We start from the raw sequence: 26,748 nt of genomic DNA, 5'->3' as shown, positions 1-26,748 counted from the left end.
ACACTTAGTTAAGCAATATCTTCCAGCAAATTAAGTTCTTGGCGCATCAACTCTTGGAGTTTAAATTTTTGTGCCTTACCAGATGCAGTCATCGGGAACTCATCAAAGAAGCGTACATAACGCGGGACTTTGTTATGCGAAATATTCTCTTTGCAATATTGACGAATCGCTTCTTCACTGCAACTTTCGCCTTCATGCAAAATAATACAAGCACACAATTCCTCGCCATAGCGTGGATCAGGCAAACCAATCACTTGCACGTCCATTACCGCAGGATGGGTATATAAGAAGTCCTCGATTTCTTTGGGGAATAAGTTTTCGCCACCCCGAATCACCACATCTTTAATACGGCCTTTGATTTTAATAAAGCCCTCATCATCCATAGAAGCAATATCACCGGTATGCATCCAACGGGCTTTATCAATCACATCAAAGGTTTTGTCTTGATCTTCCCAATAGCCGAGCATCACTGAATAACCTCGGACACACAGCTCGCCCAAGCCACCACGCGGTACAATTTTGCCTTGCTCATCCACAATCTTAATTTCAATATGCGGATGCACGCGTCCCACGGTACCCACACGTTGTTCAATGCTGTCGGTGACAGCACTTTGTGCACTCACCGGTGCAGTTTCAGTCATACCATAGCAAATGGTCACTTCATGCATATGCATGCGTTCAATCACACGTTGCATAATTTCACGCGGACATGGGCTACCCGCCATAATGCCAGTACGTAAACTGCTTAAATCAAATTCTTCAAATTGCTCATGCTCGAGCATGGCAATAAACATGGTCGGCACACCATAGGCTGCAGTACATTTTTCTTGCTCAATGGCTTGTAAGCTGGCCAAAGGGTTAAACACACCCGATGGATAAACCATGGTTGAACCATGCGTAATACAGGCGAGATTGCCCATCACCATACCAAAGCAATGGAACAGCGGTACCGAAATGCAAACACGGTCTTGTGGGGTTAAACGAATCGCTTCTCCAACAAAATAACCATTATTTAAAATGTTATTGTGGGTCAGCATAGTGCCCTTAGGATTACCAGTAGTCCCTGAGGTAAACTGAATATTGATGGTTTCATCAAATTGTAATTCACTGGAAATTTGCTCAAGTTCTGCAAGCTGCTGATCAGTTGGCGCAGCCAATAAGTCACTAAAACGATGAATCGCGCCTTGCTGTTCATCTGAGATTTTAATGACATGCTTTAAGTACGGCAGACGACTACTTGAAAGAATTTTTTCATTAGAATTGCAGAGTTCTGGGGCAATCTTACACAGAATTTCTTGATAATCTGAAGTTTTAAACGCAGGTGCAATGACTAAGCCTACACAAGAGACTTTATTTAACACATATTCAAGTTCGCTGCTTTTATAAGCAGGATTGAGATTCACTAAAATAATACCGGCTTTAAATGCCGCAAATTGAGTAATGGTCCACTCTACACAATTGGGTGACCAAATCGCCAAGCGATCGCCTTTTTTTAGGCCCAATTTGAGTAAGCTACAAGCAAAGGCATTCACCTGCTGTTGCAACTGCTTGTAGCTTAAGCGAATATTTTGCTGCACGCTCACCACAGCATCCTGCTCGGCATATTCGGCACAGGCTTGGTCAAACTTTTCACCAATGGTTGTGCCTAATAGCGGCTGACCACTTGCACCATAGGCATAACTTAAACGGACTTGTGTCATTGAATCATTCTCCTTGATTCTTTTTAATTTTGTTTTTTATGCTTTGCCCACAAACCGTTGTGTGGAATTTAAACGCGGCTTTCTTCCTCTAACATCACCGCATTTAAACAAAAATCAGCGATTTGTTTGACAAAGTAATCCTTATAATTTTGATCAAACAACATATTACGTGACGGATTTAAAGGTTCGATCACTACAAAGGTCATTGTTCCAACAACGCATAATGCAGCGGTATTTAAATCTTCAAATCCAAATTCACCGTTGACTTTCCCTTCGGCTAAAATCTCCTTAATACTCTGTTTGAGCAACTGCTTACTGCGAAAACGCTCATGCTCCACCGATGGATCAATCGGCTCAAACATCAGCGAATAAGCCAGTTGTGGACTATTGAGGGCACGTTTTACAAAAGTTGTGACTGCTTTATGTAATTTCTGTGTTGCAGATAAATCTTGACGTTTGGCAATTGAATCTAAAATCTCAATCTCATACAAAATTGCCGCCGACAACACTTCAATTAAGACCTGACTTTTATTTTCAAAATAGCGATATACCAAGCCACTTGAAACGCCCGCTCGCTCTGCAATCGGTTGAATTTGTGCGTCTTTTAGTCCACCTTGTGCAATCAATTCCCGCGCGGACTGTAAAATCGCAGCACGATTTTGCTCCATGCGTTCTTGCATCAATGATGATCTTTTATAACTCATAATTTAATTCTCAACAAGACAAAAGTGAATTTTAAATCAATTTGTGAATTTATATTCACTTTTTCAAAAAAACATTGTATGTTAGTTTTAAAAGCACAAAAACAACGGCTTTCACCAAGTGATTTGGGAAAAATAAATACAAATTCAGGATGAACAACATGAACGCACATATTCCGTTACAACTTAGTCTACAGACACTTGATTTCGGTTTGGATGATACTTTACTGGCTTTACGCGATTCTGTGGCAACATTTTGTGCCAAAGAAATTGCCCCACTTGCTGCAAGCGTAGATCACGACAATGAATTCCCGGCGCACTTATGGAAAAAAATGGGTGACATGGGCTTACACGGCTTAACGGTGAGTGAAGAATACGGTGGTTCAAACTTAGGATATTTGGCGCATATTGTGGTGATGCAAGAAGTATCCCGTGCCTCTGCTGCCATTGGTTTGTCTTATGGTGCGCATTCCAATTTATGTATTAACCAAATCAAACGTAATGGTTCAGAAGCACAAAAACAAAAGTACCTACCAAAATTAATCTCTGGCGACTATGTGGGCGCTTTAGCGATGTCAGAACCAAATGCTGGTTCAGATGTGGTAAGCATGAAATTACGTGCCGATGATCAAGGCGATCATTATGTATTAAACGGCTCAAAAATGTGGATCACCAACGGTGGTGACGCTGATGTCTTGGTGGTATATGCCAAAACGGACATCAATGCTGGGCCTAAAGGCATGACCGCTTTTATTATTGAAAAAGGCATGCAAGGTTTTAGTCACGGCACGCATTTAGACAAATTGGGTATGCGTGGTTCAAATACCTATCCATTATTTTTTGATAACGTCAAAGTACCTAAAGAAAATGTCATGGGCGGTGTGGGCAATGGCGTTAAAGTGCTGATGAGCGGTTTAGATTATGAACGTGCGGTGTTAAGCGCAGGCCCGCTTGGCATTATGGATGCCTGCATGGACAGCGTGATTCCGTATTTACATGAGCGTAAACAATTTGGTCAAGCCTTAGGTGAATTCCAACTGATGCAAGGCAAAGTCGCGGATATGTATTCAACATGGTTGGCCTGTAAAGCACTGGTATATGCTGTAGGTGCTGAATGTGACAAAGCCGATCATAGCCGCAGCCTACGTAAAGATGCTGCCAGTGCCATTTTATATGCCGCAGAAAAAGCCACATGGATGGCAGGTGAAGCGATCCAAACCTTAGGTGGTAATGGTTACATCAACGAATATTCAGTCGGTCGTCTATGGCGTGATGCCAAACTGTATGAAATTGGTGCTGGCACTTCAGAAATTCGCCGTATGCTGATTGGTCGCGAACTGTTTAACGAAACCAAATAATGCTTTTGGGCACAGCCGTGCCCACATCCTCCCCAATACAACAACAAGATTACATACAAGGATGTTTATGATGAATGTATTACGTCAATTCAATCGCAGCGAAAATGCTCACGATCAACTCAATGTATTAAGCAGCAAACTTAACGTACGTAGCGAAGACTTTAAAAACAATCAAGCCGCAATGCAAAACTTGGTGGCTGACCTAAAAAATATGGCACAAAAAATTGCCTTAGGTGGCGGTGAAAAAGCCCGCGAAAAACATATCGCCCGTGGCAAATTACTGCCACGCGAACGTATTGACCAACTGATTGACGCTGGTAGTGCCTTTTTAGAAATTGGTCAATTGGCCGCTTACCAAGTCTATGCCGATGATGTGCCTGCTGCAGGCGTGGTGGCAGGTATCGGTCAAGTCAATGGCGTGACCTGTATGATTGTCGCTAACGATGCCACCGTCAAAGGCGGCACTTACTACCCGCTCACCGTGAAAAAGCATTTACGCGCGCAAGAAATTGCCGAGCAAAATCATCTGCCATGTATTTATTTGGTTGATTCAGGCGGTGCTTACTTGCCAATGCAAGATGAAGTATTCCCTGACCGTGATCATTTTGGGCGCATTTTCTATAACCAAGCGCGTATGTCAAGCATGGGTATTGCTCAAATTGCGGTGGTGATGGGCAGCTGTACCGCAGGCGGTGCTTATGTGCCAGCCATGTCTGATGAAACCATTATTGTACGTAACCAAGGTACGATTTTCTTAGGGGGCCCACCACTGGTTAAAGCTGCAACAGGTGAAATCGTTTCTGCTGAAGATTTAGGTGGTGGGGATGTGCATACGCGTTTATCTGGCGTTGCCGATCATTTGGCTGAAAACGATGAACACGCCATTGCCATTGCGCGTAACATTGTTAAAAACCTGAATAAAAAACCAAATCTATCTTTTGATCAAATTGAACCACCGCGCTTTGCTGCAGAAGAACTCTATGGCGTAGTACCAAGTGACACACGCAAACCGTTTGATGTGCGTGAAGTGATTGCGCGTATTGTCGATGGTTCACGTTTTGATGAATTTAAAGCGCGTTTTGGTACCACCTTAGTGACGGGTTTTGCTGAGCTTTATGGTATGCCTGTGGGTATTATTGCCAACAACGGTATTTTATTCTCAGAATGTGCACAAAAAGGCGCGCACTTTATTGAACTGTGCACTCAGCGCAATATTCCCCTGCTGTTTATTCAAAACATCACTGGCTTTATGGTCGGTCGCCAGTATGAAAACGAAGGTATTGCCAAACACGGTGCCAAGTTAGTAATGGCGGTGGCGACTGCCAATGTCCCTAAAATTACTTTAATTATTGGCGGTTCATTTGGTGCAGGCAACTACGGTATGTGTGGCCGTGCTTATTCGCCACGTTTCTTATGGACATGGCCAAACTCACGTATTTCGGTGATGGGTGGCGAACAAGCGGCCAGCGTACTGTCCACTTTAAAACGTGACCAAATTGAAGCACGCGGTGAAGAGTGGTCAGCCGATGAAGAAGACCAATTTAAACAACCATTCCGTGATCAGTTTGAACAACAAGGTCATCCGTATTATGCCTCGGCACGTCTTTGGGATGACGGTGTGATTGATCCTGCGCAAAGCCGCCAAGTCTTAGGCCTAAGCTTAGCTGCAGCACTCAATGCACCGATTCAAGAAACCAAATTTGGCGTGTTCCGTATGTAAGGGGGAATGACATGAGCTATGAATTTTTACAACTCGAACAACACGGCGCTGTGGCAACGGTTTGGATGAATCGCGCTGAATTACACAATGCTTTTAATACCCAAGTGATTGAAGAGCTACATACCTGCTTTGCGGCCATTGATCAACGTGATGATATTCGTGTGGTGATTTTAGCCGGACGTGGCAAAAGCTTTTCTGCCGGTGCGGATTTAAACTGGATGAAACAAGCAGGTAGTGCCTCGCGTGAAGAAAATGAAGCCGATGCTTTAAAACTAGCGCAAATGTTACATCAACTGGCGACCTTAAAGCAGCCGACCATTGCCCGTGTACATGGTATTGCCTTTGGCGGTGGCATGGGTTTAGCGTCTGCCTGTGATATTTGTGTGGCGAGTACGGAAGCCAAGTTTGCCACTTCAGAAGTGCGCTTAGGTTTAGCACCATCCACTATTAGCCCCTATGTAATTCGTGCCATTGGCGCGCGCCAAGCCTCACGTTATTTCTTAACTGCTGAGCGTATTTCTGCTGAACAAGCCTTAAAGATTGGCCTAGCACATGAAGTGGCAACGCCTGAAAGTTTAGATCAAAGCATTGATTCTATTGTAGAAGCCTTATTATTGGGTGGCCCTGAAGCGCAAACAGCTTCTAAACAATTGATTCAGATGGTCAATCAACAAGAACTCAGTCAAGATTTACTCAAACAAACCGCACAACATATTGCACATGTACGCCAAGGAACTGAGGCGAAAAATGGTTTGAGTGCGTTTTTAAACAAACAAAGTCCAAGTTGGATTCAAACCACTGCATAACAACAAAAATAGAAGGATACTGCTATGTTTAACAAAATTTTAATTGCCAACCGTGGTGAAATTGCCTGCCGTGTCATTCGTAGTGCGAAAAAATTGGGCATTGCTACCGTTGCGGTGTATTCCGATGCCGACGCGCAAGCTCAGCACGTCAAACAAGCCGATGAAGCGGTGTATATTGGTGAATCGCCTGCGGCACAAAGTTATTTACAAGTTGAACGCATTATTCAAGCGGCACTGGATACAGGTGCACAAGCCATTCACCCAGGTTATGGTTTTTTATCAGAAAACGACCAATTTGCTGAAGCATGTAAAAAAAATAATATCGTGTTTATTGGCCCGCCTGTAGAAGCCATTTTAGCCATGGGTTTAAAAGCCACCTCGAAAGCCTTAATGGAAAAAGCTGGTGTACCTTTAACCCCGGGTTATCATGGCAGCAATCAAGATGCCGAGTTTTTAAAACAACAAGCTGATGCCATTGGCTACCCTGTACTCATTAAAGCCAGCGCGGGTGGTGGCGGTAAAGGCATGCGTTTAGTAGAACGTAGTGAAGACTTTTCAGCTGCCCTTGCCTCATGTAAAAGTGAAGCCAAAGCCAGCTTTGCCAATGATGATGTCTTAATTGAGCGTTATGTAGTACAACCACGTCATATCGAAGTACAAGTCTTTGGTGATACACATGGCAACTATGTACATTTGTTTGAACGTGATTGCTCGGTGCAACGTCGTCATCAAAAAGTCTTAGAAGAAGCACCAGCACCTAACATGGCTGAGCCAAAACTTGAAGCCATGCGCCAAGCTGCGATTGATGCTGCCCGTGCCGTGAATTACGTGGGTGCGGGTACAGTTGAGTTTATCGTCGAACAAGACGGTACGGCCTATTTCATGGAAATGAACACCCGCTTACAAGTTGAACATCCTGTAACGGAAATGATTACAGGTCAAGATTTAGTCGAGTGGCAACTGCGTGTGGCTTATGGCGAAGCACTACCTAAAGAGCAACATGAACTGAGCATCCATGGTCATGCACTAGAGGCGCGTGTCTATGCCGAAGAGCCAGAAAAAGGCTTTTTACCAGCCATTGGTCAAATTCATTACTTAAGCTATCCAACCCAAAATGCACATGTGCGTGTGGATAGCGGTATTGTCGAAGGCGATGAAATTACCACCTACTACGACCCGATGATTGCCAAACTGATTGTGTGGGGTGAAAACCGTGAAGCGGCGCTCACGCAAATGCATCATGCACTAAGCCAATTCCATGTGGATGGTTTAGGCAACAACATTGCCTTTTTAGACCGCTTGGTACGCTGTGAATCCTTTGCCAATGCGCATCTAGATACGGGTCTAATTCAACGTGAAGAAGCATTTTTACTTGGCCCACAGCCACAAATCTCGCCAGAATTAGTGGTGTCTGCTGCACTCACTGAATTACTGTCGCGTTTTGCCAGCAATAAAACTGCCAATAATCCAGTTTGGCAAGCTGCATCGTTATGGCGCGTCAATATCAATGCCCGTTATGCGGTAAAATTTGCCATCAATGGTATTGAAAATGTGGTGCACTTTACTGCACAAAACGCAGGCTATATCGCAGAATACGACGGCCAAAGCTATGTGATAAATGGTCAGTTGTTAGATGCACATCATGTCAAAATTGAGTTAGCGGGTCGTAAAACCGATTACGCCTTTAGCTTAAGTGACAGTGGTTTAACTGTTTATCACAACGGTCAAAGCCATCATTTTGCTCATATTCAACCAAGCTTTAACAGCCAAGATGACAGCGCCGATGCGGGCAATTTAAAAGCACCAATGCCGGGGGTGATTACTCAAGTTTTAGTGCAACCCAACAGCCAAGTCAAAAAAGACGATGTGTTACTGACTTTAGAAGCCATGAAAATCGAATATTCGATTCGTGCACCGCAAGATGGCGTGGTGGCAGCAGCTTATTTCCAAGCCGGTGATCAAGTCAAAGCTGGTGATGAATTGGTGGAATTTGTGGCCTTGGAGGATGTGGCATGAGTGAATTTGTCAAAATCGTCGAGGTTGGGCCGCGCGATGGCCTACAAAACGAAAAAACACCATTGACTTTAACGGATCGTAAAAATCTAATTTTAGATTTAATGCAAACTGGCGTAAGTGCGATTGAGGTTGGTTCGTGTGTATCAGCCAAATGGGTACCGCAAATGGCGATGAGCGATCAGCTCTTTGCCGAGTTGCCAAAAGACCCAGACATCAGCTTAAGCTTACTGACGCCCAATATCAAAGGGTTTGAATCGGCTTTAGCGGTGGGCTGCCAAGAAGTTGCGGTATTTACCGCAGCTTCTGAAAGCTTTACTCAAAAAAACATCAATTGCTCAATTGACGAAAGCTTTGCCAAATTCGCCGATATTTTTGCCGCTGCTAAACAGCACAATATTAAAGTGCGTGGTTATGTCTCATGTATCGTGGATTGCCCTTATGAAGGTGCCATTGAGCCGAAAGTCGTGGCACAGGTCACTGAGCGCTTACTGGAAATGGGCTGCTATGAAGTATCTTTAGGCGAAACCATTGGTACAGCCACGCCTAACCGCGTTAAACAGGTCTGGGATGCCTGTTTAGCTACAACCGATGCCAAACTTTTGGCAGGTCATTTCCATAATACCTATGGCATGGCGATTGCCAACATTTATCAATCACTTGAACAAGGCATTCGCGTGTTTGATTCATCGATTGCTGGCCTTGGTGGCTGTCCATATGCCAAAGGCGCATCAGGTAATGTCTCCACCGAAGATCTGTACTATTTACTCTCCAATATGGGCTTTAGCACGGATATTAACGTGGATGCATTAATGCGTGCGAGTCAAAATATCAGCCAAGTATTACAGCGCAATAATCCATCCAATTATGCCAATGCCTACTGGCAACAGCGCTGCGCTTAAAGATCAAAAGAGAATAACAATGAATAAAGTATATGCAAGTGCAGCCGAGGCGCTGCAAGACGTGGTCAAAGACGGACAAAGCTTAGCGGTAGGTGGTTTTGGCTTATGCGGTATTCCTGAAGCCTTAATTGCCGCCTTAAAAGACACTGGGGTTAAAAACTTAACCTGTATTTCGAATAATGCTGGTGTCGATGGTTTTGGTTTAGGTTTATTGTTAGAAACCAAACAAATTAAAAAAATGATTGCCTCTTATGTGGGTGAAAATAAGGAATTTGAACGCCAATTTTTAAATGGTGAGTTAGAAGTAGAACTCACCCCACAAGGGACGCTAGCAGAAAAACTACGTGCTGGTGGTGCAGGTATTCCGGCCTTTTTTACCGCAACGGGCGTGGGAACTTTAATTGCCGAAGGCAAAGAACTGCGTGAATTTAACGGCAAAGAATATATCTTAGAGCATGCCTTAACTGCTGATGTGGCTTTAGTCAAAGCCTATAAAGCGGATAAAGCCGGTAATTTAATTTTCCGTAAAACTGCACAAAATTTTAACCCTGTGTGTGCTACAGCCGCCAAAATCTGTATTGCTGAAGTGGAAGAAATTGTTGAGATTGGCGATTTAGATCCCGATGAAATCCATCTACCGGGTATTTATGTACAGCGCATTATTTTAAATGCCACACCTGAAAAACGCATTGAACAACTGACTTTAAAAGTGGAGGCTTAAGCCATGGCTTGGACACGTAACGAAATGGCGCAGCGCGCCGCTTTAGAGTTAGAAGATGGCTTTTATGTCAATTTAGGTATTGGCTTACCTACGCTAGTGGCTAACTATATTCCTGCAAATATGAATGTCTGGCTGCAATCAGAAAACGGCTTATTGGGCATTGGTGAATTTCCAACAGAAGCAACAGTAGATGCCGATTTAATTAATGCCGGTAAGCAAACCGTGACTGCACGCAAAGGCGCAGCCTTTTTTTCCAGTGCCGACTCTTTTGCCATGATTCGTGGTGGTCATGTCAATATTGCCATTTTAGGTGCCATGGAAGTCTCTCAAAGCGGTGATCTTGCCAACTGGATGATTCCCGGTAAAAAAGTCAAAGGCATGGGCGGCGCGATGGACTTAGTCGCAGGCGTGCAAAAAGTCGTGGTGCTGATGGAACATAGTGCCAAAGATGGTACACCCAAAATTGTCGAGCAATGTGCCCTACCTTTAACTGGCAAAGGCGTAGTACAGCGTATTATCACCGACTTAGGCGTGATGGATATCACCCCTGAAGGGATTAAGTTGGTAGAACTCGCCAAAGACGTGACTTTAGATGAGATTCAAAAGGTCACGGGCGTAAAACTCATCGCCTAAATTACGCATCACATTTTCAGCCCTTTAAAGCACTAGGTTTTAAAGGGCTTTTTTAATTAAAAAAACAGCATGGAATATAAAGATGGAACAACAAAATTTTATGCAGCGCTTTGCGCTTCGCGTCAGTGATTGGTCAGAAAAATGGTTTCCTGACTCCTATATTTTTGCCCTCCTTGGCGTGGTGATTGTCGCCCTTGCCGCAATTTTCATAGGTGCTCCGGCACAGTCCGTGGCGCTCTCTTTTGGCGATGGCTTTTGGAGCCTGATTCCGTTTACCTTACAAATGTGTATGCTGATTGTAGTGGGCTATGTAGTATCGGTGTCTAAACCCGTACAAGCGCTAATTCGCATACTGGCTCGTCTTCCTCATTCAGGTCGCGGGGCAATTGTCTTGGTGGCCACGGTCAGTTTGCTTATTTCTTTAGTCAATTGGGCGATGAGTACTGTTCTGACTGCTCTATTGGTGATTGCCTTAGCGCAACGTAAAGAGCTGAATATGGACTACCGTGCTGCGGCAGCCGCCGCGATTATTGGTATGGGCGCCACATGGGCACTGGGCATTAGTTCATCAGCTGCACAAATTCAAGCCAATAAAGCCAGTCTACCCGAACCGATTTATAACTTAACTGGCGTGATTCCCTTTACCGAAACCATCTTTTTACCGCAATCGATGATTATGACCGCAGTGCTGATTGTTGCCTCTATCGCCATCGCTTTTTGGTCTGCACCTAAAGGCCGACACATTAAAACCATAGAGCATTTTGATATTCAACTTGATGAAGAAAAGCCTGTTGATCCGCAAGCTCCTAAACGCCCCGGTGATTGGTTAGAAAACTCACCTTTATTAAGTATTTTAATTGTAATTTTGGGTGTGGTATGGATGGTCAATGAATTTAGCAAAAGTAACCCGATTTTGGCGATCTCCAGCCTTAATACTTATAATTTTATTTTCTTAATGCTGGGCATTGCCCTGCATGGCACACCACGTAATTTTTTAAATGCGGTGACAAAAGCCGTTCCTGCTGTATCTGGGGTTTTAATCCAATTTCCTTTGTATGGCAGCATCGCCTTTATGATGACCAATGCCCATAACGCGCAAGATTTATCACTTTCGCATTATATTGCTGAGTTTTTTGTTTCCATTGCCTCGCAAGAAACCTTTGCCATTGTCATGGGGGTTTACTCAGCTATTTTAGGTTTCTTTATTCCTTCAGGCGGTGGCAAATGGATTATTGAAGCACCCTATGTCATGCAAGCTGCCAATGACTTAAAAGTGCATTTGGGCTGGTCGGTACAAATTTATAATGCGGCAGAAGCCCTGCCCAACTTAATTAACCCATTTTTTATGTTACCCATGCTGGGTATTTTAAAAATTAAAGCCAAAGATGTGATTGGTTTTACCGTGACCCAACTGATTTTCCATATTCCATTGGTGCTGTTTTTACTGTGGTTCTTAGGTCGTACTTTAACTTATACACCACCAGTATTTTCATAAATAAAAAAGGCGCATTCAGCGCCTTTTTTATGTGCAATTTAAAACTTAAACCACAACTTTTTTCACTAAGATTGAGCCTACTGAGTAGCCCGCACCAAATGAACACAATACGCCGTATTCACCGTCGTTGACTTCATGACCAGTTTTATGCAACGCAATCATTACGCCGGCAGATGACGTATTGGCAAATTCATCGAGGATAATTGGCGCACGTTCAATTGGCGCTTCTTTACCTGCAACATATTTTAAAATCAATTCGTTCATGTTGACATTGGCTTGGTGCAACCAGAAACGTTTGATGTGTTCAGGGGTTAAGTTGTTTTTCTCCACTTGGTTTTTAATGGTTTTTGCAACTAACGGACAAACTTCTTTAAATACTTTACGTCCGTCTTGACGGAACAATAAGCCTTTACCTGTCGCTTGTTCAGCTGGGTTTAAATAACCAAAGTTATTGCGAATGTTGTTTGAGAACTGGGTGTAGAGATAGGTATCTAAAATTTCAAAACCAGTTTTGCTGTCTGTCTCTTCAATGATAGACGCCATGGCCACATCACCAAAAATAAAGTGTGAATCACGTGAAGTATAATCCAACTGACCTGATGTAATTTCAACGTTCACCAACAACACACGGCGCGCGCCACATTTGATCGCGTCATAGGCTTGCTTTAAACCAAAGGTTGCTGCTGAACATGCCACGTTCATATCGTAGCCATAGCCTTGAATCCCCAATTCAGATTGGATTTCAATCGCAAGTGCTGGATAACCACGTTGTAATTGTGAACATGCCATAATTACTACATCGATGTCTTCAGCAGTGACACCTGCATTGTCCATCGCTTGTTTGGCTGCTGCCACGCCCCATTCCGCTTGTAATGAAATTTCTTCATTTGGACGTTCAGTTAAACGTGGACGCATAGTGTCGATATCTAAAATACCTGACTTTTCTGCCACATAACGGCTTTTAATGCCTGATGCTTTTTCAATAAATTCTGCACTCGAAGTACGCAGCTCTTCAAGTTCACCCGCGGCAATTTGAGCTGCGTTTTCAGTGTTATAACGTTCTACATAAGCATTTAAACTTTGAACTAACTCTTCGTTCGTGATGGTTTCAGCAGGTGTATATAAACCTGTACCTGTAATACGGATGCCCATGTAAAACTCCTATGGAAAAATGGTGAGTATATTAACGGATTCCTAAACGTTCCCAAACTTTTTGTAGACGATTGGCTGAAATTGGCATCTTGGTTTTCATCGGTTGAGAAAACAATGAGATGCGCAGCTCCTCGACCATAAAGTAGAGCTCTTTTAGGCGCGGGTCATTTTTAAAAGTGAACAATTTTTCCATCCAAGGGTCAACTTGATCAATGGCAGAATCATCCCTTTGTAAATTATTTGGCAAACGTTCAAGGCGCATGATCAGCGCTTTTAAGTAACGTGGAAACTCAAGCCATACATCGGATGGCTTAATATAGACAAAGTTAGCCAATGACATAAGATCAAGTTGATCTTCAATGTCATCCATACTTTTGCCAAATACGGCGTCATTTAAGCCACTTAAACGACGACGAATCTCTTGCCACTGAATATAAATTTCCGACATGACCTGTAGTGCAGTTTGTCCATGCGTTAAAAAGGTCTTTTTCACCTGTTGCAGCAAAGTTTCAAACTCAGCGGCATTGACAGGTAAATCGGTAATCGCCATTTCTAAAGTGGCATAGACCAACATTTGCTCAAGTTTAGCTTTATCGCCAAGTGGTGAATAAGCCAATGCCAAAGGTTTAGAAATTTGTTTTTTTAGCTGACGAATAAGATCACCGAGTTGCATATGCACCAGACGAATCACCCCTTGGCGATGCTGCTTAATGGCCTCCAACTGATCATTGAAGGTTTGAATCACCACACCCGATTCATCTTTTTGCTCTAATGCCGCAAAATCTTTCGTAGCGACCAAAGCTTGGTATTGTTTGACAATAACACCCGTAACTTTTTGAGAAGCCTCAAACACAAATTGCTCAGGGAAAGTTTTAAACTCACCTTTGAGCTGTTTCACTGGGCTATGCGTCTCTGCTCGGCAACGAGCTTTAAGTTCGTTTAAGTCACGCCCTTGCTCAATCACACGACCTTTTTCATCAATCACTTGAATAAAAGGCAATAGATATTGATCTATACGCTCAAGATTAAAGTCATGCGCTGTGACCTGCTCGCCGCGCAATTGGAAACTTAAGAAAGTTAAAATATGTTCGCGTAAATGTAGCGCATCCACACGTTGCATAAGCTTACGTGCGGTATCAGGGATTGGCACTAAATTACGACGTTTATCTTTAGGTAGTGTCTTGAGTAGCGCTTCAATTAAATCTTGACGCCAACCTGGAATCCCCCATGACCAAATATTTTCATCCACTTGGGCTAAGGCTTGTAGAGGAATTTTGACCGTAGCGCCATCTTGATTATGACTTGGATCAAAACGATAACTGGCGGCTAAACGCAAGCTGCCATTATGTAAATAATCTGGGAATTGCTGCGTGGTTGGACGGTCATTGAGCCACAGTGCATCATCCTCAACAAATAAGTAACGCGGCTGTTTAGGCTCAACTGTGGCACGCCAATCTTCAAAGCTACGACGACTAGCAACGTCTGTAGGTACTTTTTCGGCATAAAATTGATAAATGGTTTCTTCATCCACCACCAAATCACGACGACGTAATTTGTCTTCAACACGCTCAACTTCTTCAAGTTTGAGTAGGTTATGCTTTAAAAATGGCGGGGTAATGCCTAAGTTACCTGTGGTTAAGGCATCACGTAAGAAAATCTCATGCGCTGCGGCCTGATCGACTTTTTCATAGTTCATCAAGCGACGTGGTTCAATAATTAAACCAAACAGCGAGATTTGATCATAGGCATTCACGATACCGGCTTTTTTCGACCAATGCGGTTCAAAATAATGATGTTTAAGCAAGTCACCTGCAGCCAGTAAAATCCATTCAGGTTCAATCTTCGCTAAGGTACGTAAATACACTTGCGAAGTTTCCACCATCTCAAAGGCCATGACCCAAGGCGTATTGGTTTTATGCAGGGTTGAAGCAGGGAAAATACGTGCTTTTTGCTGACGCACCGCCATAAATACATTGCGCTCATCGGTTTTATTGGCAATAAATGACAATAAACCGGTCAGTAAAGCACGATGTAGATTTTCGTAATTGGCTTTTTTCGGGTTAAACGACAGTTTTAAACCTTGGGCTAAATCCACCAATTGTTCGTGGGTTTTTTTCCATTCACGTAAGCGTAACCAACTTAAGAAATGCTGACGCGCAAAGTTACGCCGCTTATTTTCGCTCATACTTTCACGATTGGCGTGCAGCGTTTCCCACAGTTTTAAATAGAATAAAAAGTCAGAATCGGCTTCACGGAATAAAGCATGCTTTTGATCGGCTTGCATTTGTTTATCGGCAGGACGTTCACGTGGGTCTTGTACCGCAAGCGCAGCCACAATTACCAAGACTTCATTAAGCACACCAAAATGCGCGCCACCTAAAATCATACGGGCAAGGCGTGGGTCAATCGGCATTTTTGCCATTTGTTGACCGATTTTGGTTAATCCCCCTAAAGTGGCTGACTGCTTTTTGTCAGCCACTTTAGGGGGATTAACTTTCTCCGTCATCGCGCCCAGTTCAATCAGCAACTTACGACCGTCATTGACTAAACGTAAATCTGGTGGCTCGATAAAATCAAAGTCTTCCAAGTCACCAAAACCTAAACTTTGCATCTGTAAAATCACCGATGCCAAGTTGGTACGTTTAATTTCCGGTTCGGTAAATTCAGGACGACTTAAAAAATCTTCCTCAGAATACAAGCGAATACACACACCCGGCGCAATACGACCACAGCGCCCTTTACGCTGATTGGCTGCGGCTTGCGAAATGGCTTCAATCGGTAATCGTTGCACGCGAGAGCGGTAGTTATAACGTGAAATACGCGCAAAACCACTGTCAATGACATAACGAATATTCGGTACAGTTAACGCAGTTTCTGCCACGTTGGTGGCAATAATAATACGACGCCCACCACCCGATGGATTAAAGATTTTTTGTTGTTCCGCTAAGGCCAAACGGGCATACAGCGGTAAAATTTCGGTATGCCGTGGGCCATATTTTTGTAAGGTTTCTTGCAACTCACGAATTTCTTGTTCGGTTGAGGCAAAGACCAAAATATCGGCATGTTCAGGATGCCCTTTGGCTTGTGCATCCGCAAAACATTCTTCTACAGCCGCAACCACCGCACGCGGTAGATTTTCTTCAAAATCATCAAATTCGTCATCATCACTGCCGCCAACAGGCAGCTCAGACACTGGGCGATAACGCACCTCAACAGGGAAACTACGTCCTTCAACTTCAAAAATTGGTGCGCCATTAAAGTAATTGCTAAAGCGATTAACATCTAAAGTTGCCGAAGTAATGATGACTTTTAAATCTTTACGACGTGGCAACAACTGCTTTAAGTAGCCCATAATAAAGTCGATATTCAGCGAACGTTCATGCGCTTCATCGATAATAATGGTGTCATATTTGGTGAGAAAACGGTCATTTGCTAATTCTGCGAGCAAAATACCATCGGTCATTAAACGCACAATAGAATCTTGCGAACCTTGTTCATTAAAACGCACTTTAAATGAAATCGATTCACCGAGTTTTTCACCGACTTCTTCAGCAATACGCTGCGAGACACTGCGCGCCGCCAAACGTCGCGGCTGAGTATGACCAATGAGACCAGTTAAACCGCGCCCTGCCAGCATCGCAATTTGCGGTAATTGTGTTGTTTTACCAGAACCCGTTTCACCTGCGACAATAATCACTTGATGCTGATTAATCGCATCGATTAATTTATCGACATATTGGGTAACAGGTAAATCTTGATTGAGGCGAATATGAGGCAAACGCTCAACGCGCTGTAACACTTTGGCATGTGACTGATCCCAAAGTGCCTGATATTGTTCTTGATTGGCATCCTTTCCTTTACGTAGTCGATTTAAACGATGAAGGTCACGCGCCATCACCAACTGTTCTACATTTAAATCTCGCTGCACTGAAAAGTATTCCTAAAGCTCACAATAGCGCGCTATTTTACGCTGTTATCGCATTTGGGGAAAGCATAAGACTTTTGAATATTTTGGACTTTTTTGTGTAGTTGCCCTTGAATTTTTTAATCGCATCCCCACGTTTTTAACAGCTTTGCAAACTATATCTGTTGTACTAATTTATATAGCAGGTTTACTGGTTTGAAACAGACTTTTGTGGCTTCAATTCGGATTTTCCGATTTTATTCATGCAAAAATTCTGTTTTAGCAAGCCGCTTAATTTCTATATGCTTATGGAAATCAAATTACAAACCTCAATCATGGAGACAATGATGAGCTTAATTAATACTGAAGTTAAACCATTTAACGCAACTGCGTACCACAACGGTCAATTCGTTGAATTATCAGAAGCTGATCTTAAAGGCAAATGGTCTGTAGTATTCTTCTACCCAGCTGACTTTACTTTTGTTTGCCCAACTGAGCTTGGTGACCTTGCGGACAACTACGCTGAATTCCAAAAATTAGGCGTGGAAATCTACGGTGTATCTACTGACACTCACTTCACTCACAAAGCTTGGCACGACACTTCTGACGTAATTGGTAAAATCCAATACCCATTAATCGGCGATCCAACTTGGACTTTATCTAAAAACTTCGAAGTATTAATTGAAGCTGCTGGTCTTGCTGACCGTGGTACTTTCGTTATCGATCCAGAAGGTAAAATCCAAATCGTTGAAATCAACGCGGGTGGTATCGGCCGTGACGCGCAAGAACTTCTTCGTAAAGTGAAAGCGGCTCAATACGTACACGCTCACCCAGGCGAAGTTTGCCCTGCTAAATGGAAAGAAGGCGACGCAACTCTTGCGCCTTCAATCGACTTAGTTGGTAAAATCTAATCTTGATTAGATCAAACTGATTCAAAAAAACCACGCTGTTAGCGTGGTTTTTTTATGTCTTTTCATCTATCAAAACTTATCTTTATAGTATTAATAGGGCAAAATATAGCCAAATATCGTTTAGGGCTTTATCATGCATAAATTTACCGCTATTTTCTTGTGCTTCATTGCCTTACCAAGCTTTGCTGACACGCTGATTTGCCAAGGTCAATTGCGCAATAAAAATATCAATGCTGATCTGGTGGTCGAAAAAAAATGTATCTTAGACAATGCTAAAATTAACGGCAATATTGAGATCAAGCAACATGGCAGTTTGGTATTAAAACGCAGCCAAGTCAGTGGCAATATTCAAGCTGATGCCTATTTTAGTGGTATACAAATTGAAGAAACCCATGTTGCAGGCAACATTCAGTTGGCCGCAGGACGTGAGATCATGTTAAAACGCAATCAAGTTGCAGGAGAGATTGATTTACAAAATAATCTCGGCGTCATTCAACTCGAGCATAATCGCAGCCAAGCATTATTGTGCGTGCATAACCGTATTGCCCCGCTAGGTGCTCATAATCAAGCGTCTTCTAAAGTGGCACAATGCCAAACGCTCTAAAAAAACCACGCACTTAGCGTGGTGGTTATGTTTAGTTTAAGCTGCTTGGTGTGCTTTTTGTGCTGTGGCTTGAATCACTTCATGAATAAATCTTAATTTATTTTGTACTTCAAGGTTAATGACAAAGGGATAAAAATCCTCTTGTCCCATACTGCGATTTAAGCTATTCATGGCAAAGGAAATTGGCAGCCAAGCCTGATAAATCTCATCAAAACTTTGATTATAATAAGGATTTTTCTTTACAGCCAAATGCATTAAATGGTCTTGTTGCTGCTGTACCACTTGAGGGCGAATTTGCATCCCAAAAGAATCTGCTGTTTCAAGCACATCGACAATATGTAAATAATGCGCCCATGTTTCCGCCCAATCTTCCCAAGGATGCATGGTGGCATAAGGGCTAATATAATGTTGCATCCAATCACTTGGCGGCCCTTGATGATAATGACGATCTAGCGCTTGCTGATAATCCATGCGTTCATCGCCAAATAATGCCCGACACGGCTCCAAAAATGCTGTGCCATCGACCAATACATCCCAATAATAATGCCCGATTTCATGGCGAAAATGCCCAAGTAAGGTACGATACACTTCATCCATATTGTGACGCGCCATGGCACGTTCCACATCATCAGCCTCAGCAATATTTAAGGTAATCAAGCCATTATCATGTCCTGTCATGACTTTAGGTTCATGAGGACAATTTGGGTCGGCTTTAAAGTCAAAGGCCAAACCCTGCTGTGGATTTTGGATTTTATTTTCCAGTGGTAATTGCCAACGCAATAAAGCATACACTAAGCGATGTTTAGCCAGTTCAATTTTATGCCAACGCTGACGATATTCAGGCTCGCTCAAATCAGGAATTACTCGATTAAGTGCACAAGCAAGACAAAATTGCGCTGGGTCTGTCTCTGCCAATAACCAATTACACACCTGATACTGTTTATTTTGACAAAATTTATAACGAGTTTGACTGTTGGGTTCACTCAGGCTGTGATCTTGTTCTGAGTAGTGTAAGGCGACCATCTGCATTTGCTTGGCATCAAAGCCTAAAACATGCTGACAAGCCGTACAATAATTATTATCAAAATACACTGGTTGATGGCAGTTAGAACATTCAAATAATTGCATTTTCATTCTCAATCATTGTTATTTTGCTGAATTTTAATTGAGTTTTTAACGCGACTACACCACACAATTGTTACTTTTTTCATCTGCCCCACAGCCTCGAATTGTTGATGAAGCTACAGCACTTTTGTGCTGCTGTTTGGCATAAATTTGGCATAGCAACTTGAATGTAGCAGTTTACAATACTGCTATATAGAAAAGCGGCTAATTCAAGTAATTTCAAATAAGCCGCAACATAATAATGATAGAAAAAACCTTTGTGAATAAGGAGTTGCCTATGGGAGTAGCACTTAGAGTCACGTCATGGAGATATAATTCGACGTCTCGGCATTTACATATTTTTTATGACAATGGCTCAGCAGAGCTGTATTACTCTGTACCTAAATTTGTCTATGCCAATTTATTACGTCGTAGTGATAAAGCCGCTTTCGTACACAAATATTTAGAATATGATGTGCATTTTACTAAAGTCAGTTTGCTCTAAGCCAAATCGCCAGTATCCCCTTATAAAACAGCGTGAATGTCAGCTTTCGCCCTATATTCACGCTTATGGCAGCAATCTCGTACATGTTGCCCCATCGTTGGTTTAAAGCCTGTGGTGACCGTTGGACTGTGGCAATCGCTCTACATATCACTATAGGTACTGGTTTTGACTGCTCTATCCTATATATGGACTTATAATGCTTGAATCAATTTAAAACGTGGCATAACGTGCCCCTCTATCTCGACATCTTCTAAAAACATCTCCAGTGGGCGCACCCACATCGAATAATCCCCATATAAACATTGGTACACCACCAATTGTTCTTGTGTTTCACTATGGCTCGCCACATGAAAAACTTGGTAGTGCTTGCCTTTATAATGCTGGTAAATACCACGCTGTAATTGCATAAAATCACTGCTCTTTTGAAATAAAGCGATTAAATTAACATAAATGAGTCGCTGCTGCTTTACTTGAAACTTAACATAAATCCCCCATATAGACTTATGAAATTGTTGATGAAACGATTTTTAAATCTATTTTTCCGATCATATTTATAAAAACTAACCGTTTTATCTATTTATAGATCTATTTTATGATTGTTTCATCAAATAAATATTTACTCCTTTGGAGACGTTAGCAATGTTAGATCAAAATACTCAAGCGCAATTAAAAGCTTTATTAGAACGCCTTGAAGGCCCAATCGAATTGGTTGCAGCCCTAGATGATTCAGATAAATCAGCCAAAATCAAAGAATTGGTTGAAGAAGTTGCGGCATTATCCAACTTGGTGACTGCACGTTTTGATGGTCAAAACAAACGTGTCCCAAGCTTTGGTATTGCCAAAGCAGGTGAAGCGCCGCGGGTATTCTTTGCCGGCCTTCCAATGGGCCATGAGTTCACCTCGTTGATTCTAGCGTTGCTACAAACCTCTGGTTATGCACCTAAAGTGTCTGATGAAGTTTTAGCTTCAATTAAGGACTTAGGCGTACAATCTGACTTTGATGTGTTTGTATCTTTAAGCTGCCATAACTGCCCTGACGTGGTTCAAGCATTAAACCTGATTGCTATTTATAACCCAGGCACAACAGCCACCATGATTGATGGTGCATTCTTCCAAGACGAAGTAGAAGAACGCAAAATCATGGCGGTACCGATGGTATTCCAAGACAACCAACACATTGGTCAAGGTCGTATGACTTTGGAAGAGATTGTTGCAAAATTAGATACCAACTCTGCGGCTAAAGATGCTGAAAAGTTAAATGCTAAAGATGCTTTTGATGTCTTGGTGATTGGTGGCGGCCCTGCGGGCAATACCTCTGCGATCTATGCTGCACGTAAAGGGATTAAAACCGGTATCGTGGCGGAGCGCATGGGTGGTCAGGTCATGGATACCATGGACATCGAAAACTACACTTCGATTCAAAAAACCCAAGGTCCAAAGTTTGCAGCAGAAATGGAAGCACACGTTCGTGAATACGGCGTGGACATCATGAACTTGCAACGTGTAGCTAACATTAAAGGTGCTGACGAGACTGCCAACGGTTTAGTTGAAGTAACACTTGAAAACGGTGCCAAACTTGAATCGAAAACTGTGATCTTATCTACAGGTGCACGTTGGAGAGAAATGAATGTACCGGGTGAGCAAGAATACAAAACCCGTGGTGTGGCCTACTGCCCACACTGTGACGGCCCGCTCTTTAAAGGCAAACGTGTTGCGGTGATTGGTGGTGGTAACTCAGGTGTAGAAGCCGCGATTGACTTAGCAGGTATTGTTGAGCATGTAACGCTTGTTGAGTTTGATACCAAACTGCGTGCTGACCAAGTGCTTCAAGATAAATTGAACAGTTTGCCAAACACAACTGTGATCAAAAATGCCTTGTCTACCGAAGTGGTGGGTGATGGTTCACAAGTAACTGCACTAAAATACAAAGACCGTGCCACTGATGTTGAACACACTGTTGAGCTTGCAGGGATCTTTGTACAAATTGGTTTGTTACCAAACACGGATTTCTTAAAAGAAACGGCTGTAGAACTTTCAAACCGTGGTGAAATTGTGATTAACGAACGCAATGAAACCAATGTCAAAGGTGTATTTGCAGCAGGTGACTGTACCACAGTGCCTTACAAGCAAATCATCATTGCCACAGGTGAAGGCGCTAAAGCATCGCTGTCTGCGTTTGATTATATTATCCGTTCTGGACAATAATTCACCTTAAACTGTATAAGGTCGAGTGTGCAAACACTCGGCCTTTTTTACATTTGTTCAACAATTCATCATCTTTATTTTTATAGTTTTTCAGCATATATTGCCTGTGGGCCGTTGTCGGACAGATAATTAAAAGGAATATAGAATGAATAAATTACTCGTTGCATTAGGTTTAGCTGCTACTGTTGCTTTAGTCGGTTGTAGCAAAGAAAAAGCGCCAGAAACAGGTGCAACTACAGGTCAACATCTAGAAAATGCAGCTGATCAAGCCGCACATGATGTAAAAGATGCGAGCCAAAATGCAGCGAATGCCACTGCAACTGCGGTTGATAATGCCGCTGAGTCAACTGAACGTGCTGCACAAAATGCAGCGGCCAATGCAGAAGCTGCGGCACATAATGCTAAAGAAGCAGCGAAGGATGCCACTGCTGCCACTGCCGCAGCCGTTGAGCAAGGTGCTGCCAATGTAAAAGAAAGAGCACAGTAATAACCACTTATGCTTCAAAAACGCCTCTGTTGAGGCGTTTTTTGATGCTGAATAAGAGTTATATATAAATTTAACTTATATATTAAATTAGTTATTCTCAACAACATTAAAGACACTATCACTCTATATATAATATTTAATTATAAGATTGCATTACAATGCAGCGCTATTGTTCGCTGTTGTTTGTATATTTCATGTCTATTGTTGCAGCTCCAGCCAATCGTTCGAATATTTCGATTTGGGTGGCGAGTATTTTCTTAGTGCTAGGGACCTTAGGTGCCTATCAATTTGTAGGCTTAAACCAAGCCCTACTATTTTTAATTGGCGGCGCCTTAGGGATGACGCTTTATCATGCTTCATTTGGTTTTACCTCAAGCTGGCGTGTCTTTATTAAACAAGGCCGTGGCCGTGGTTTGCGTGCGCAAATGATTATGCTGACCGTAGCGGTATTATTGTTCTTCCCAGCCTTAGGTGCAGGCGAGCTATTTGGTAATCCCGTTAAAGGCAACGTCAACCCTGTGTCTATGTCGGTGATGATTGGTGCCTTTATCTTTGGTATTGGTATGCAATTGGGCGGCGGCTGTGCCTCGGGGACCTTGTATACCGTTGGCGGTGGTAGCTCACGTATGCTAGTGACCTTGGTATTTTTCTGTTTTGGTTCGTTAATTGCGACCAGCCATCTCGAGTGGTGGTTTGCTCTACCAAGTTTAGGACCAATGTCTATGGTCACCAGTCTTGGGGTGATGCCTGCATTATTGCTGAACTTTGTGCTGTTTGCCTTAATTGCTTTGGCGACCGTATGGGTAGAGAAAAAACGCCATGGCAGTTTAGAAATTGAACCACAAAGCCAACATCAAGGATTTAAACGCTTCTTACAAGGGCCTTGGCCTTTGATTTGGGGCGGTTTAATTTTAACTGTGCTTAACTTTGCCACATTAGCCTTAGCAGGTCGTCCATGGGGCGTGACCTCTGCCTTGGCGGTTTGGGGTGCTAAAGCTGCCATGCTGGTAGGTGTGGATGTAAGCGTATGGGATTACTGGCAACAACCAAGCAATGCCAAAGCCTTAGCCAATTCATTATGGTTTGACATCACCTCCATGATGAACTTTGGCATTATGCTGGGTGCTTTGTTGGCAGCAAGTCTTGCGGGTAAATTTGCACCTAATTTTAATATTCCAGCACGTTCCTTAATTGCCGCAATTGTGGGCGGTATTTTATTGGGCTATGGTGCACGTTTGGCATACGGCTGTAATATTGGTGCTTATTTTAGTGGTATTGCTTCAGGCAGTTTACACGGTTGGTTATGGCTGATCTTTGCCTTTATTGGTAATGGTGTAGGTGTCAAACTACGCCCAATCTTCTTTCCAGATGAAAAACCACAACCTGAAAAATTAACAGGTTGCTAAGTAAAAAGCCCATTTCGATGGGCTTTTTTTATGGTGCTGACTTTAGTATTTAAAGCGGTGATGTTGGTTATTTTGTCTGTCATATGCGTTGCTTAATGCAGGCAAACTTGGCAAAGTAAGCCTGAAGACAGGAGCTTTGATATGCCTTTACAACAATTATTACAGTTACAACATCCCATATTTCTGGCCCCCATGGCAGGCGTGACTACCCCACAATTGGCAGCGGAAGTTTCCAATGCGGGTGGTTTAGGTGCCTTAGGTTTAGGTGCAAATACCCCAGCACAAGCATTACAGCAAATTTTAGCTACCCAAGCACTCACCGACCGTCCCTTTCAAGTCAATTTCTTTTGTCATCAAACTCAAGCACTCGACGCTGCACAGGCACAAGCATGGCGTGACTATATGGCGCCTTTTTTTCAAAAATATCAGGTACACCCCCCGCAACAACTCAGTTGTATTTATCCAAGCTTTTTAGACAATGATGATTATTTAAAAGTGGTCTTAGAAACGCACCCTCAAGCAGTGAGTTTTCATTTTGGTATTCCACATGCACACCAAATTCAGGCCTTAAAAGCCGCTGGCATTGTGACGATGGTATCTGCCACCAATTTAATCGAAGCCCAAGCTATTGAAGCGGCAGGGATTGATGTGATTATTGCCCAAGGCATTGAAGCTGGTGGACATCGTGGTATTTTCAACCAACATCTCGACAGCGCCATTACCACCAAAGATTTGGTGCAACTATTAACCGCACATTGCAGCCTACCCATTGTCGCGGCGGGTGGCATTATGAATGGGCAACATGCAGCAAAAATGTTAAATCTAGGTGCCAGTGCAGTGCAAATGGGCACGGCTTTTATTCAATGTAAAAGCTCAAATGCTAATGCAGCCTATCGGGCAGCTTTATTTAAACAACCTGTTACACAAATCACCAGCAGCATTTCAGGACGTCCTGCTCGCGGTTTAATTAATCATTGGCATACTCAAATCGATCATCCACAACGACCAAACGTCGCCCCTTACCCCTATGCCTATGATTTAGCAAAACAATTAAATAGTATTGCGGCTGAGCATGATCAGCATGATTTTGCTGCCTTTTGGGCAGGCACACGTGTGGCACAAATTCGAGCTTTAGAACCCGCCGATTTAATTAATCTTGTTGTACTCGAAATGAAGCTACCTCACACATTTTAGTTTAATATCAGCTCGCTTATTTTTTGGGGAAAAATTGTGGGCTATGTATTAGTTTTTTTAGTAGTGGTTGGATTTGGTGCGGATGTCTTGCAAAATAAGTCGCAAAAACAACCTGTAGCGCCAGTAGAGACTGTAGCAACACCTTAACGCAGTACATTAAAAAACCGCCTTTCAAGGGCGGTTTTTTTGCTTTTAAATCGTTAAGGTTGCAGTAAATCTACAGCTTCCACTTGTACATCACTCATGATTTCACCATGGGCAAGCAACTGATTAAAGTAGTCTTCGACCACTTTAAATTGATCGGTTGTACTTTCAACCTTATACATATTTTGCCGAAATTCATTACCTGAACGTAAACCTTTGGTATACCAAGCAATATGTTTACGGGAAATACGACAACCTGAATATTCACCATAAAATTCGTACAATTCGCTTAAATGACCTAGCAAGACCTGTTGCACTTCTGCAATAGAAGGTGCAGCCAAGTGCTCACCTGTTGCTAAATAATGAGCAATTTCACGAAAAATCCACGGTCGGCCTTGTGCAGCACGTCCAATCATCACCGCATCAGCACCAGTATAATCCAACACATATTTGGCTTTTTCTGGGCTATCGATGTCGCCATTGGCAATGACTGGAATACTCAGCATGCTTTTAACATCTTTAATCAGACTATAACGTGCTGTATTTAAATACATATCTTCACGAGTACGCCCATGTAAAGCCAAAGCCGCAATGCCTGCTTCTTCAGCACGTTTGGCTACACGCATAATATTTTCTTGACCATTTAAATAGCCAAGGCGGGTTTTTAAGGTTACAGGAACATCCACTGCCGCCACCACCGCATCTAAAATACGCGCGACTAAATCTTCATCTTGCAATAAAGCCGAACCTGCCAGCTTATTACAGACTTTTTTAGCTGGGCAGCCCATATTAATGTCAACAATTTGCGCGCCATTGGCCACTTGATAACGTGCAGCTTCTGCTAAATCCTGCGGGTCAGAACCGGCAATTTGCGCAGAGATCGGTGCTAATTCACCATCAAAATTGGCACGATATAAGCTTTTCTTGCTCATACGCAAGGTCTTGTCTGAGGTCATCATTTCACTGACCGCATGCCCTGCGCCAAAATATTTACATAAGGTACGGAAAGGTCGATCCGTCACCCCTGCCATCGGTGCAACGATCAAATTATTTGACAGTTGATAAGGACCAATATACATATAT

At 42.8% G+C, this 26,748-nt stretch carries 22 protein-coding genes; 15 read left to right on the top strand and 7 right to left on the bottom strand.

The features are described 5' to 3' along the window. Window positions 1–8 precede the first annotated feature (8 nt). Together AC5YCI_RS02155 and AC5YCI_RS02150 are read right to left on the bottom strand one after the other, a co-directional pair. The gene (locus AC5YCI_RS02155; RefSeq protein WP_496128442.1) at window positions 9–1,700 is read right to left on the bottom strand and encodes an AMP-binding protein; all 1,692 of its coding nucleotides are present in this window, start codon (window positions 1,698–1,700) and stop codon (window positions 9–11) included. A 68-nt stretch (window positions 1,701–1,768) separates the two neighbouring features. Beyond that, on the bottom strand, window positions 1,769–2,404 hold the full coding sequence (locus tag AC5YCI_RS02150; RefSeq protein ID WP_496128441.1) for a TetR/AcrR family transcriptional regulator: 636 nt from the start codon (window positions 2,402–2,404) through the stop codon (window positions 1,769–1,771). Between the two features lie 158 nt (window positions 2,405–2,562). Between AC5YCI_RS02150 and AC5YCI_RS02145 the strand changes: the two genes are divergently transcribed. From AC5YCI_RS02145 to AC5YCI_RS02110, 8 genes are all read left to right on the top strand, one after another. Further along, window positions 2,563–3,759, top strand: a complete 1,197-nt coding sequence (locus AC5YCI_RS02145) for an isovaleryl-CoA dehydrogenase (RefSeq protein WP_496128440.1) — start codon at window positions 2,563–2,565, stop codon at window positions 3,757–3,759. Window positions 3,760–3,829: 70 nt separating this feature from the next. Beyond that, window positions 3,830–5,479, top strand: a complete 1,650-nt coding sequence (locus AC5YCI_RS02140) for a carboxyl transferase domain-containing protein (protein WP_496128533.1) — start codon at window positions 3,830–3,832, stop codon at window positions 5,477–5,479. A gap of 11 nt (window positions 5,480–5,490) precedes the next feature. Further along, complete coding sequence (locus AC5YCI_RS02135) at window positions 5,491–6,285, top strand: enoyl-CoA hydratase/isomerase family protein (protein WP_496128439.1); 795 nt, start codon at window positions 5,491–5,493, stop codon at window positions 6,283–6,285. A 24-nt stretch (window positions 6,286–6,309) separates the two neighbouring features. Continuing rightward, the gene (locus AC5YCI_RS02130) at window positions 6,310–8,301 is read left to right on the top strand and encodes an acetyl/propionyl/methylcrotonyl-CoA carboxylase subunit alpha (protein WP_496175141.1); all 1,992 of its coding nucleotides are present in this window, start codon (window positions 6,310–6,312) and stop codon (window positions 8,299–8,301) included. Then, window positions 8,298–9,200, top strand: a complete 903-nt coding sequence (locus tag AC5YCI_RS02125; protein ID WP_496128437.1) for a hydroxymethylglutaryl-CoA lyase — start codon at window positions 8,298–8,300, stop codon at window positions 9,198–9,200. Before AC5YCI_RS02130 ends, AC5YCI_RS02125 begins: the two co-directional genes overlap by 4 nt. A 19-nt stretch (window positions 9,201–9,219) precedes the next feature. After that, window positions 9,220–9,921, top strand: coding sequence for a CoA transferase subunit A (locus tag AC5YCI_RS02120; RefSeq protein WP_496128436.1), 702 nt, complete (start codon window positions 9,220–9,222; stop codon window positions 9,919–9,921). Window positions 9,922–9,924: 3 nt separating this feature from the next. Then, window positions 9,925–10,554 carry a CoA transferase subunit B gene (locus AC5YCI_RS02115; RefSeq protein ID WP_496128435.1) on the top strand — a complete coding sequence of 210 codons (630 nt, stop codon included), beginning with the start codon at window positions 9,925–9,927 and terminating at the stop codon, window positions 10,552–10,554. Window positions 10,555–10,636: 82 nt separating this feature from the next. Then, window positions 10,637–12,049: a short-chain fatty acid transporter gene (locus AC5YCI_RS02110; RefSeq protein WP_496175140.1), complete on the top strand. Its 1,413-nt coding sequence runs from the start codon at window positions 10,637–10,639 to the stop codon at window positions 12,047–12,049. Window positions 12,050–12,094: 45 nt separating this feature from the next. Here the strand turns inward: AC5YCI_RS02110 and AC5YCI_RS02105 are convergent, their stop codons facing one another. Further along, complete coding sequence (locus AC5YCI_RS02105; protein ID WP_496128433.1) at window positions 12,095–13,201, bottom strand: beta-ketoacyl-ACP synthase III; 1,107 nt, start codon at window positions 13,199–13,201, stop codon at window positions 12,095–12,097. Window positions 13,202–13,232: 31 nt separating this feature from the next. Beyond that, the gene (gene hrpA / locus AC5YCI_RS02100) at window positions 13,233–17,129 is read right to left on the bottom strand and encodes an ATP-dependent RNA helicase HrpA (protein WP_496128432.1); all 3,897 of its coding nucleotides are present in this window, start codon (window positions 17,127–17,129) and stop codon (window positions 13,233–13,235) included. A gap of 323 nt (window positions 17,130–17,452) precedes the next feature. Between hrpA and ahpC the strand changes: the two genes are divergently transcribed. Further along, complete coding sequence (ahpC, locus tag AC5YCI_RS02095; protein ID WP_122898761.1) at window positions 17,453–18,016, top strand: alkyl hydroperoxide reductase subunit C; 564 nt, start codon at window positions 17,453–17,455, stop codon at window positions 18,014–18,016. 133 nt (window positions 18,017–18,149) lie between these two features. Then, window positions 18,150–18,620, top strand: a complete 471-nt coding sequence (locus AC5YCI_RS02090; protein WP_496128431.1) for a hypothetical protein — start codon at window positions 18,150–18,152, stop codon at window positions 18,618–18,620. 36 nt (window positions 18,621–18,656) lie between these two features. On the opposite strand, the gene AC5YCI_RS02085 is transcribed toward AC5YCI_RS02090, so the two are convergent. Then, window positions 18,657–19,754, bottom strand: coding sequence for a zinc-binding metallopeptidase family protein (locus AC5YCI_RS02085; protein ID WP_496128430.1), 1,098 nt, complete (start codon window positions 19,752–19,754; stop codon window positions 18,657–18,659). 268 nt (window positions 19,755–20,022) lie between these two features. On the opposite strand from AC5YCI_RS02085, the gene AC5YCI_RS02080 reads away from it, so the two are divergent. Continuing rightward, entirely contained in the window at window positions 20,023–20,229 is a 207-nt protein-coding gene (locus AC5YCI_RS02080; protein WP_496128429.1) for a KTSC domain-containing protein, read from the top strand. Between the two features lie 191 nt (window positions 20,230–20,420). Here AC5YCI_RS02080 and AC5YCI_RS02075 read toward each other — a convergent pair whose 3' ends face one another. Further along, the gene (locus AC5YCI_RS02075) at window positions 20,421–20,636 is read right to left on the bottom strand and encodes a DUF1653 domain-containing protein (RefSeq protein ID WP_496128427.1); all 216 of its coding nucleotides are present in this window, start codon (window positions 20,634–20,636) and stop codon (window positions 20,421–20,423) included. Window positions 20,637–20,868: 232 nt separating this feature from the next. Here AC5YCI_RS02075 and ahpF point away from each other — a divergent pair, with 232 nt between their 5' ends. From ahpF to AC5YCI_RS02055, 4 genes are all read left to right on the top strand, one after another. Continuing rightward, a complete protein-coding gene (gene ahpF, locus AC5YCI_RS02070) occupies window positions 20,869–22,434 on the top strand; it encodes an alkyl hydroperoxide reductase subunit F (RefSeq protein ID WP_496128426.1) in 1,566 nt (521 codons plus the stop codon). 145 nt (window positions 22,435–22,579) lie between these two features. Continuing rightward, window positions 22,580–22,921 carry a hypothetical protein gene (locus AC5YCI_RS02065; protein WP_496175139.1) on the top strand — a complete coding sequence of 114 codons (342 nt, stop codon included), beginning with the start codon at window positions 22,580–22,582 and terminating at the stop codon, window positions 22,919–22,921. A 194-nt stretch (window positions 22,922–23,115) separates the two neighbouring features. Beyond that, a complete protein-coding gene (locus AC5YCI_RS02060; protein WP_496128424.1) occupies window positions 23,116–24,327 on the top strand; it encodes a YeeE/YedE family protein in 1,212 nt (403 codons plus the stop codon). Between the two features lie 141 nt (window positions 24,328–24,468). Beyond that, entirely contained in the window at window positions 24,469–25,521 is a 1,053-nt protein-coding gene (locus tag AC5YCI_RS02055; protein ID WP_496128423.1) for an NAD(P)H-dependent flavin oxidoreductase, read from the top strand. Window positions 25,522–25,721: 200 nt separating this feature from the next. On the opposite strand, the gene dusB is transcribed toward AC5YCI_RS02055, so the two are convergent. Then, complete coding sequence (gene dusB / locus AC5YCI_RS02050) at window positions 25,722–26,744, bottom strand: tRNA dihydrouridine synthase DusB (RefSeq protein WP_496128422.1); 1,023 nt, start codon at window positions 26,742–26,744, stop codon at window positions 25,722–25,724. Between the last annotated feature and the right edge of the window lie 4 nt (window positions 26,745–26,748).

It is taken from the genome of Acinetobacter sp. CY17 (genome assembly GCF_059515825.1).
Note: the sequence above shows the minus strand (reverse complement) of the source record. Positions and strands in the feature narration are given on the sequence as shown.

What these genes read in the sequence shown, in the direction of transcription:
- AC5YCI_RS02085 (WP_496128430.1), bottom strand. Translation starts at nt 19,754, where the DNA reads ATGAAAATGCAATTATTTGAATGTTCTAACTGCCATCAACCAGTGTAT.
- ahpC (WP_122898761.1), top strand. Translation starts at nt 17,453, where the DNA reads ATGAGCTTAATTAATACTGAAGTTAAACCATTTAACGCAACTGCGTAC.
- AC5YCI_RS02155 (WP_496128442.1), bottom strand. Translation starts at nt 1,700, where the DNA reads ATGACACAAGTCCGTTTAAGTTATGCCTATGGTGCAAGTGGTCAGCCG.
- AC5YCI_RS02135 (WP_496128439.1), top strand. Translation starts at nt 5,491, where the DNA reads ATGAGCTATGAATTTTTACAACTCGAACAACACGGCGCTGTGGCAACG.
- AC5YCI_RS02115 (WP_496128435.1), top strand. Translation starts at nt 9,925, where the DNA reads ATGGCTTGGACACGTAACGAAATGGCGCAGCGCGCCGCTTTAGAGTTA.
- AC5YCI_RS02145 (WP_496128440.1), top strand. Translation starts at nt 2,563, where the DNA reads ATGAACGCACATATTCCGTTACAACTTAGTCTACAGACACTTGATTTC.
- ahpF (WP_496128426.1), top strand. Translation starts at nt 20,869, where the DNA reads ATGTTAGATCAAAATACTCAAGCGCAATTAAAAGCTTTATTAGAACGC.
- AC5YCI_RS02065 (WP_496175139.1), top strand. Translation starts at nt 22,580, where the DNA reads ATGAATAAATTACTCGTTGCATTAGGTTTAGCTGCTACTGTTGCTTTA.
- dusB (WP_496128422.1), bottom strand. Translation starts at nt 26,744, where the DNA reads ATGTATATTGGTCCTTATCAACTGTCAAATAATTTGATCGTTGCACCG.
- AC5YCI_RS02120 (WP_496128436.1), top strand. Translation starts at nt 9,220, where the DNA reads ATGAATAAAGTATATGCAAGTGCAGCCGAGGCGCTGCAAGACGTGGTC.
- AC5YCI_RS02090 (WP_496128431.1), top strand. Translation starts at nt 18,150, where the DNA reads ATGCATAAATTTACCGCTATTTTCTTGTGCTTCATTGCCTTACCAAGC.
- AC5YCI_RS02075 (WP_496128427.1), bottom strand. Translation starts at nt 20,636, where the DNA reads ATGCAATTACAGCGTGGTATTTACCAGCATTATAAAGGCAAGCACTAC.
- AC5YCI_RS02080 (WP_496128429.1), top strand. Translation starts at nt 20,023, where the DNA reads ATGGGAGTAGCACTTAGAGTCACGTCATGGAGATATAATTCGACGTCT.
- AC5YCI_RS02125 (WP_496128437.1), top strand. Translation starts at nt 8,298, where the DNA reads ATGAGTGAATTTGTCAAAATCGTCGAGGTTGGGCCGCGCGATGGCCTA.
- AC5YCI_RS02130 (WP_496175141.1), top strand. Translation starts at nt 6,310, where the DNA reads ATGTTTAACAAAATTTTAATTGCCAACCGTGGTGAAATTGCCTGCCGT.
- AC5YCI_RS02110 (WP_496175140.1), top strand. Translation starts at nt 10,637, where the DNA reads ATGGAACAACAAAATTTTATGCAGCGCTTTGCGCTTCGCGTCAGTGAT.
- AC5YCI_RS02150 (WP_496128441.1), bottom strand. Translation starts at nt 2,404, where the DNA reads ATGAGTTATAAAAGATCATCATTGATGCAAGAACGCATGGAGCAAAAT.
- AC5YCI_RS02105 (WP_496128433.1), bottom strand. Translation starts at nt 13,201, where the DNA reads ATGGGCATCCGTATTACAGGTACAGGTTTATATACACCTGCTGAAACC.
- AC5YCI_RS02055 (WP_496128423.1), top strand. Translation starts at nt 24,469, where the DNA reads ATGCCTTTACAACAATTATTACAGTTACAACATCCCATATTTCTGGCC.
- AC5YCI_RS02140 (WP_496128533.1), top strand. Translation starts at nt 3,830, where the DNA reads ATGAATGTATTACGTCAATTCAATCGCAGCGAAAATGCTCACGATCAA.
- AC5YCI_RS02060 (WP_496128424.1), top strand. Translation starts at nt 23,116, where the DNA reads ATGTCTATTGTTGCAGCTCCAGCCAATCGTTCGAATATTTCGATTTGG.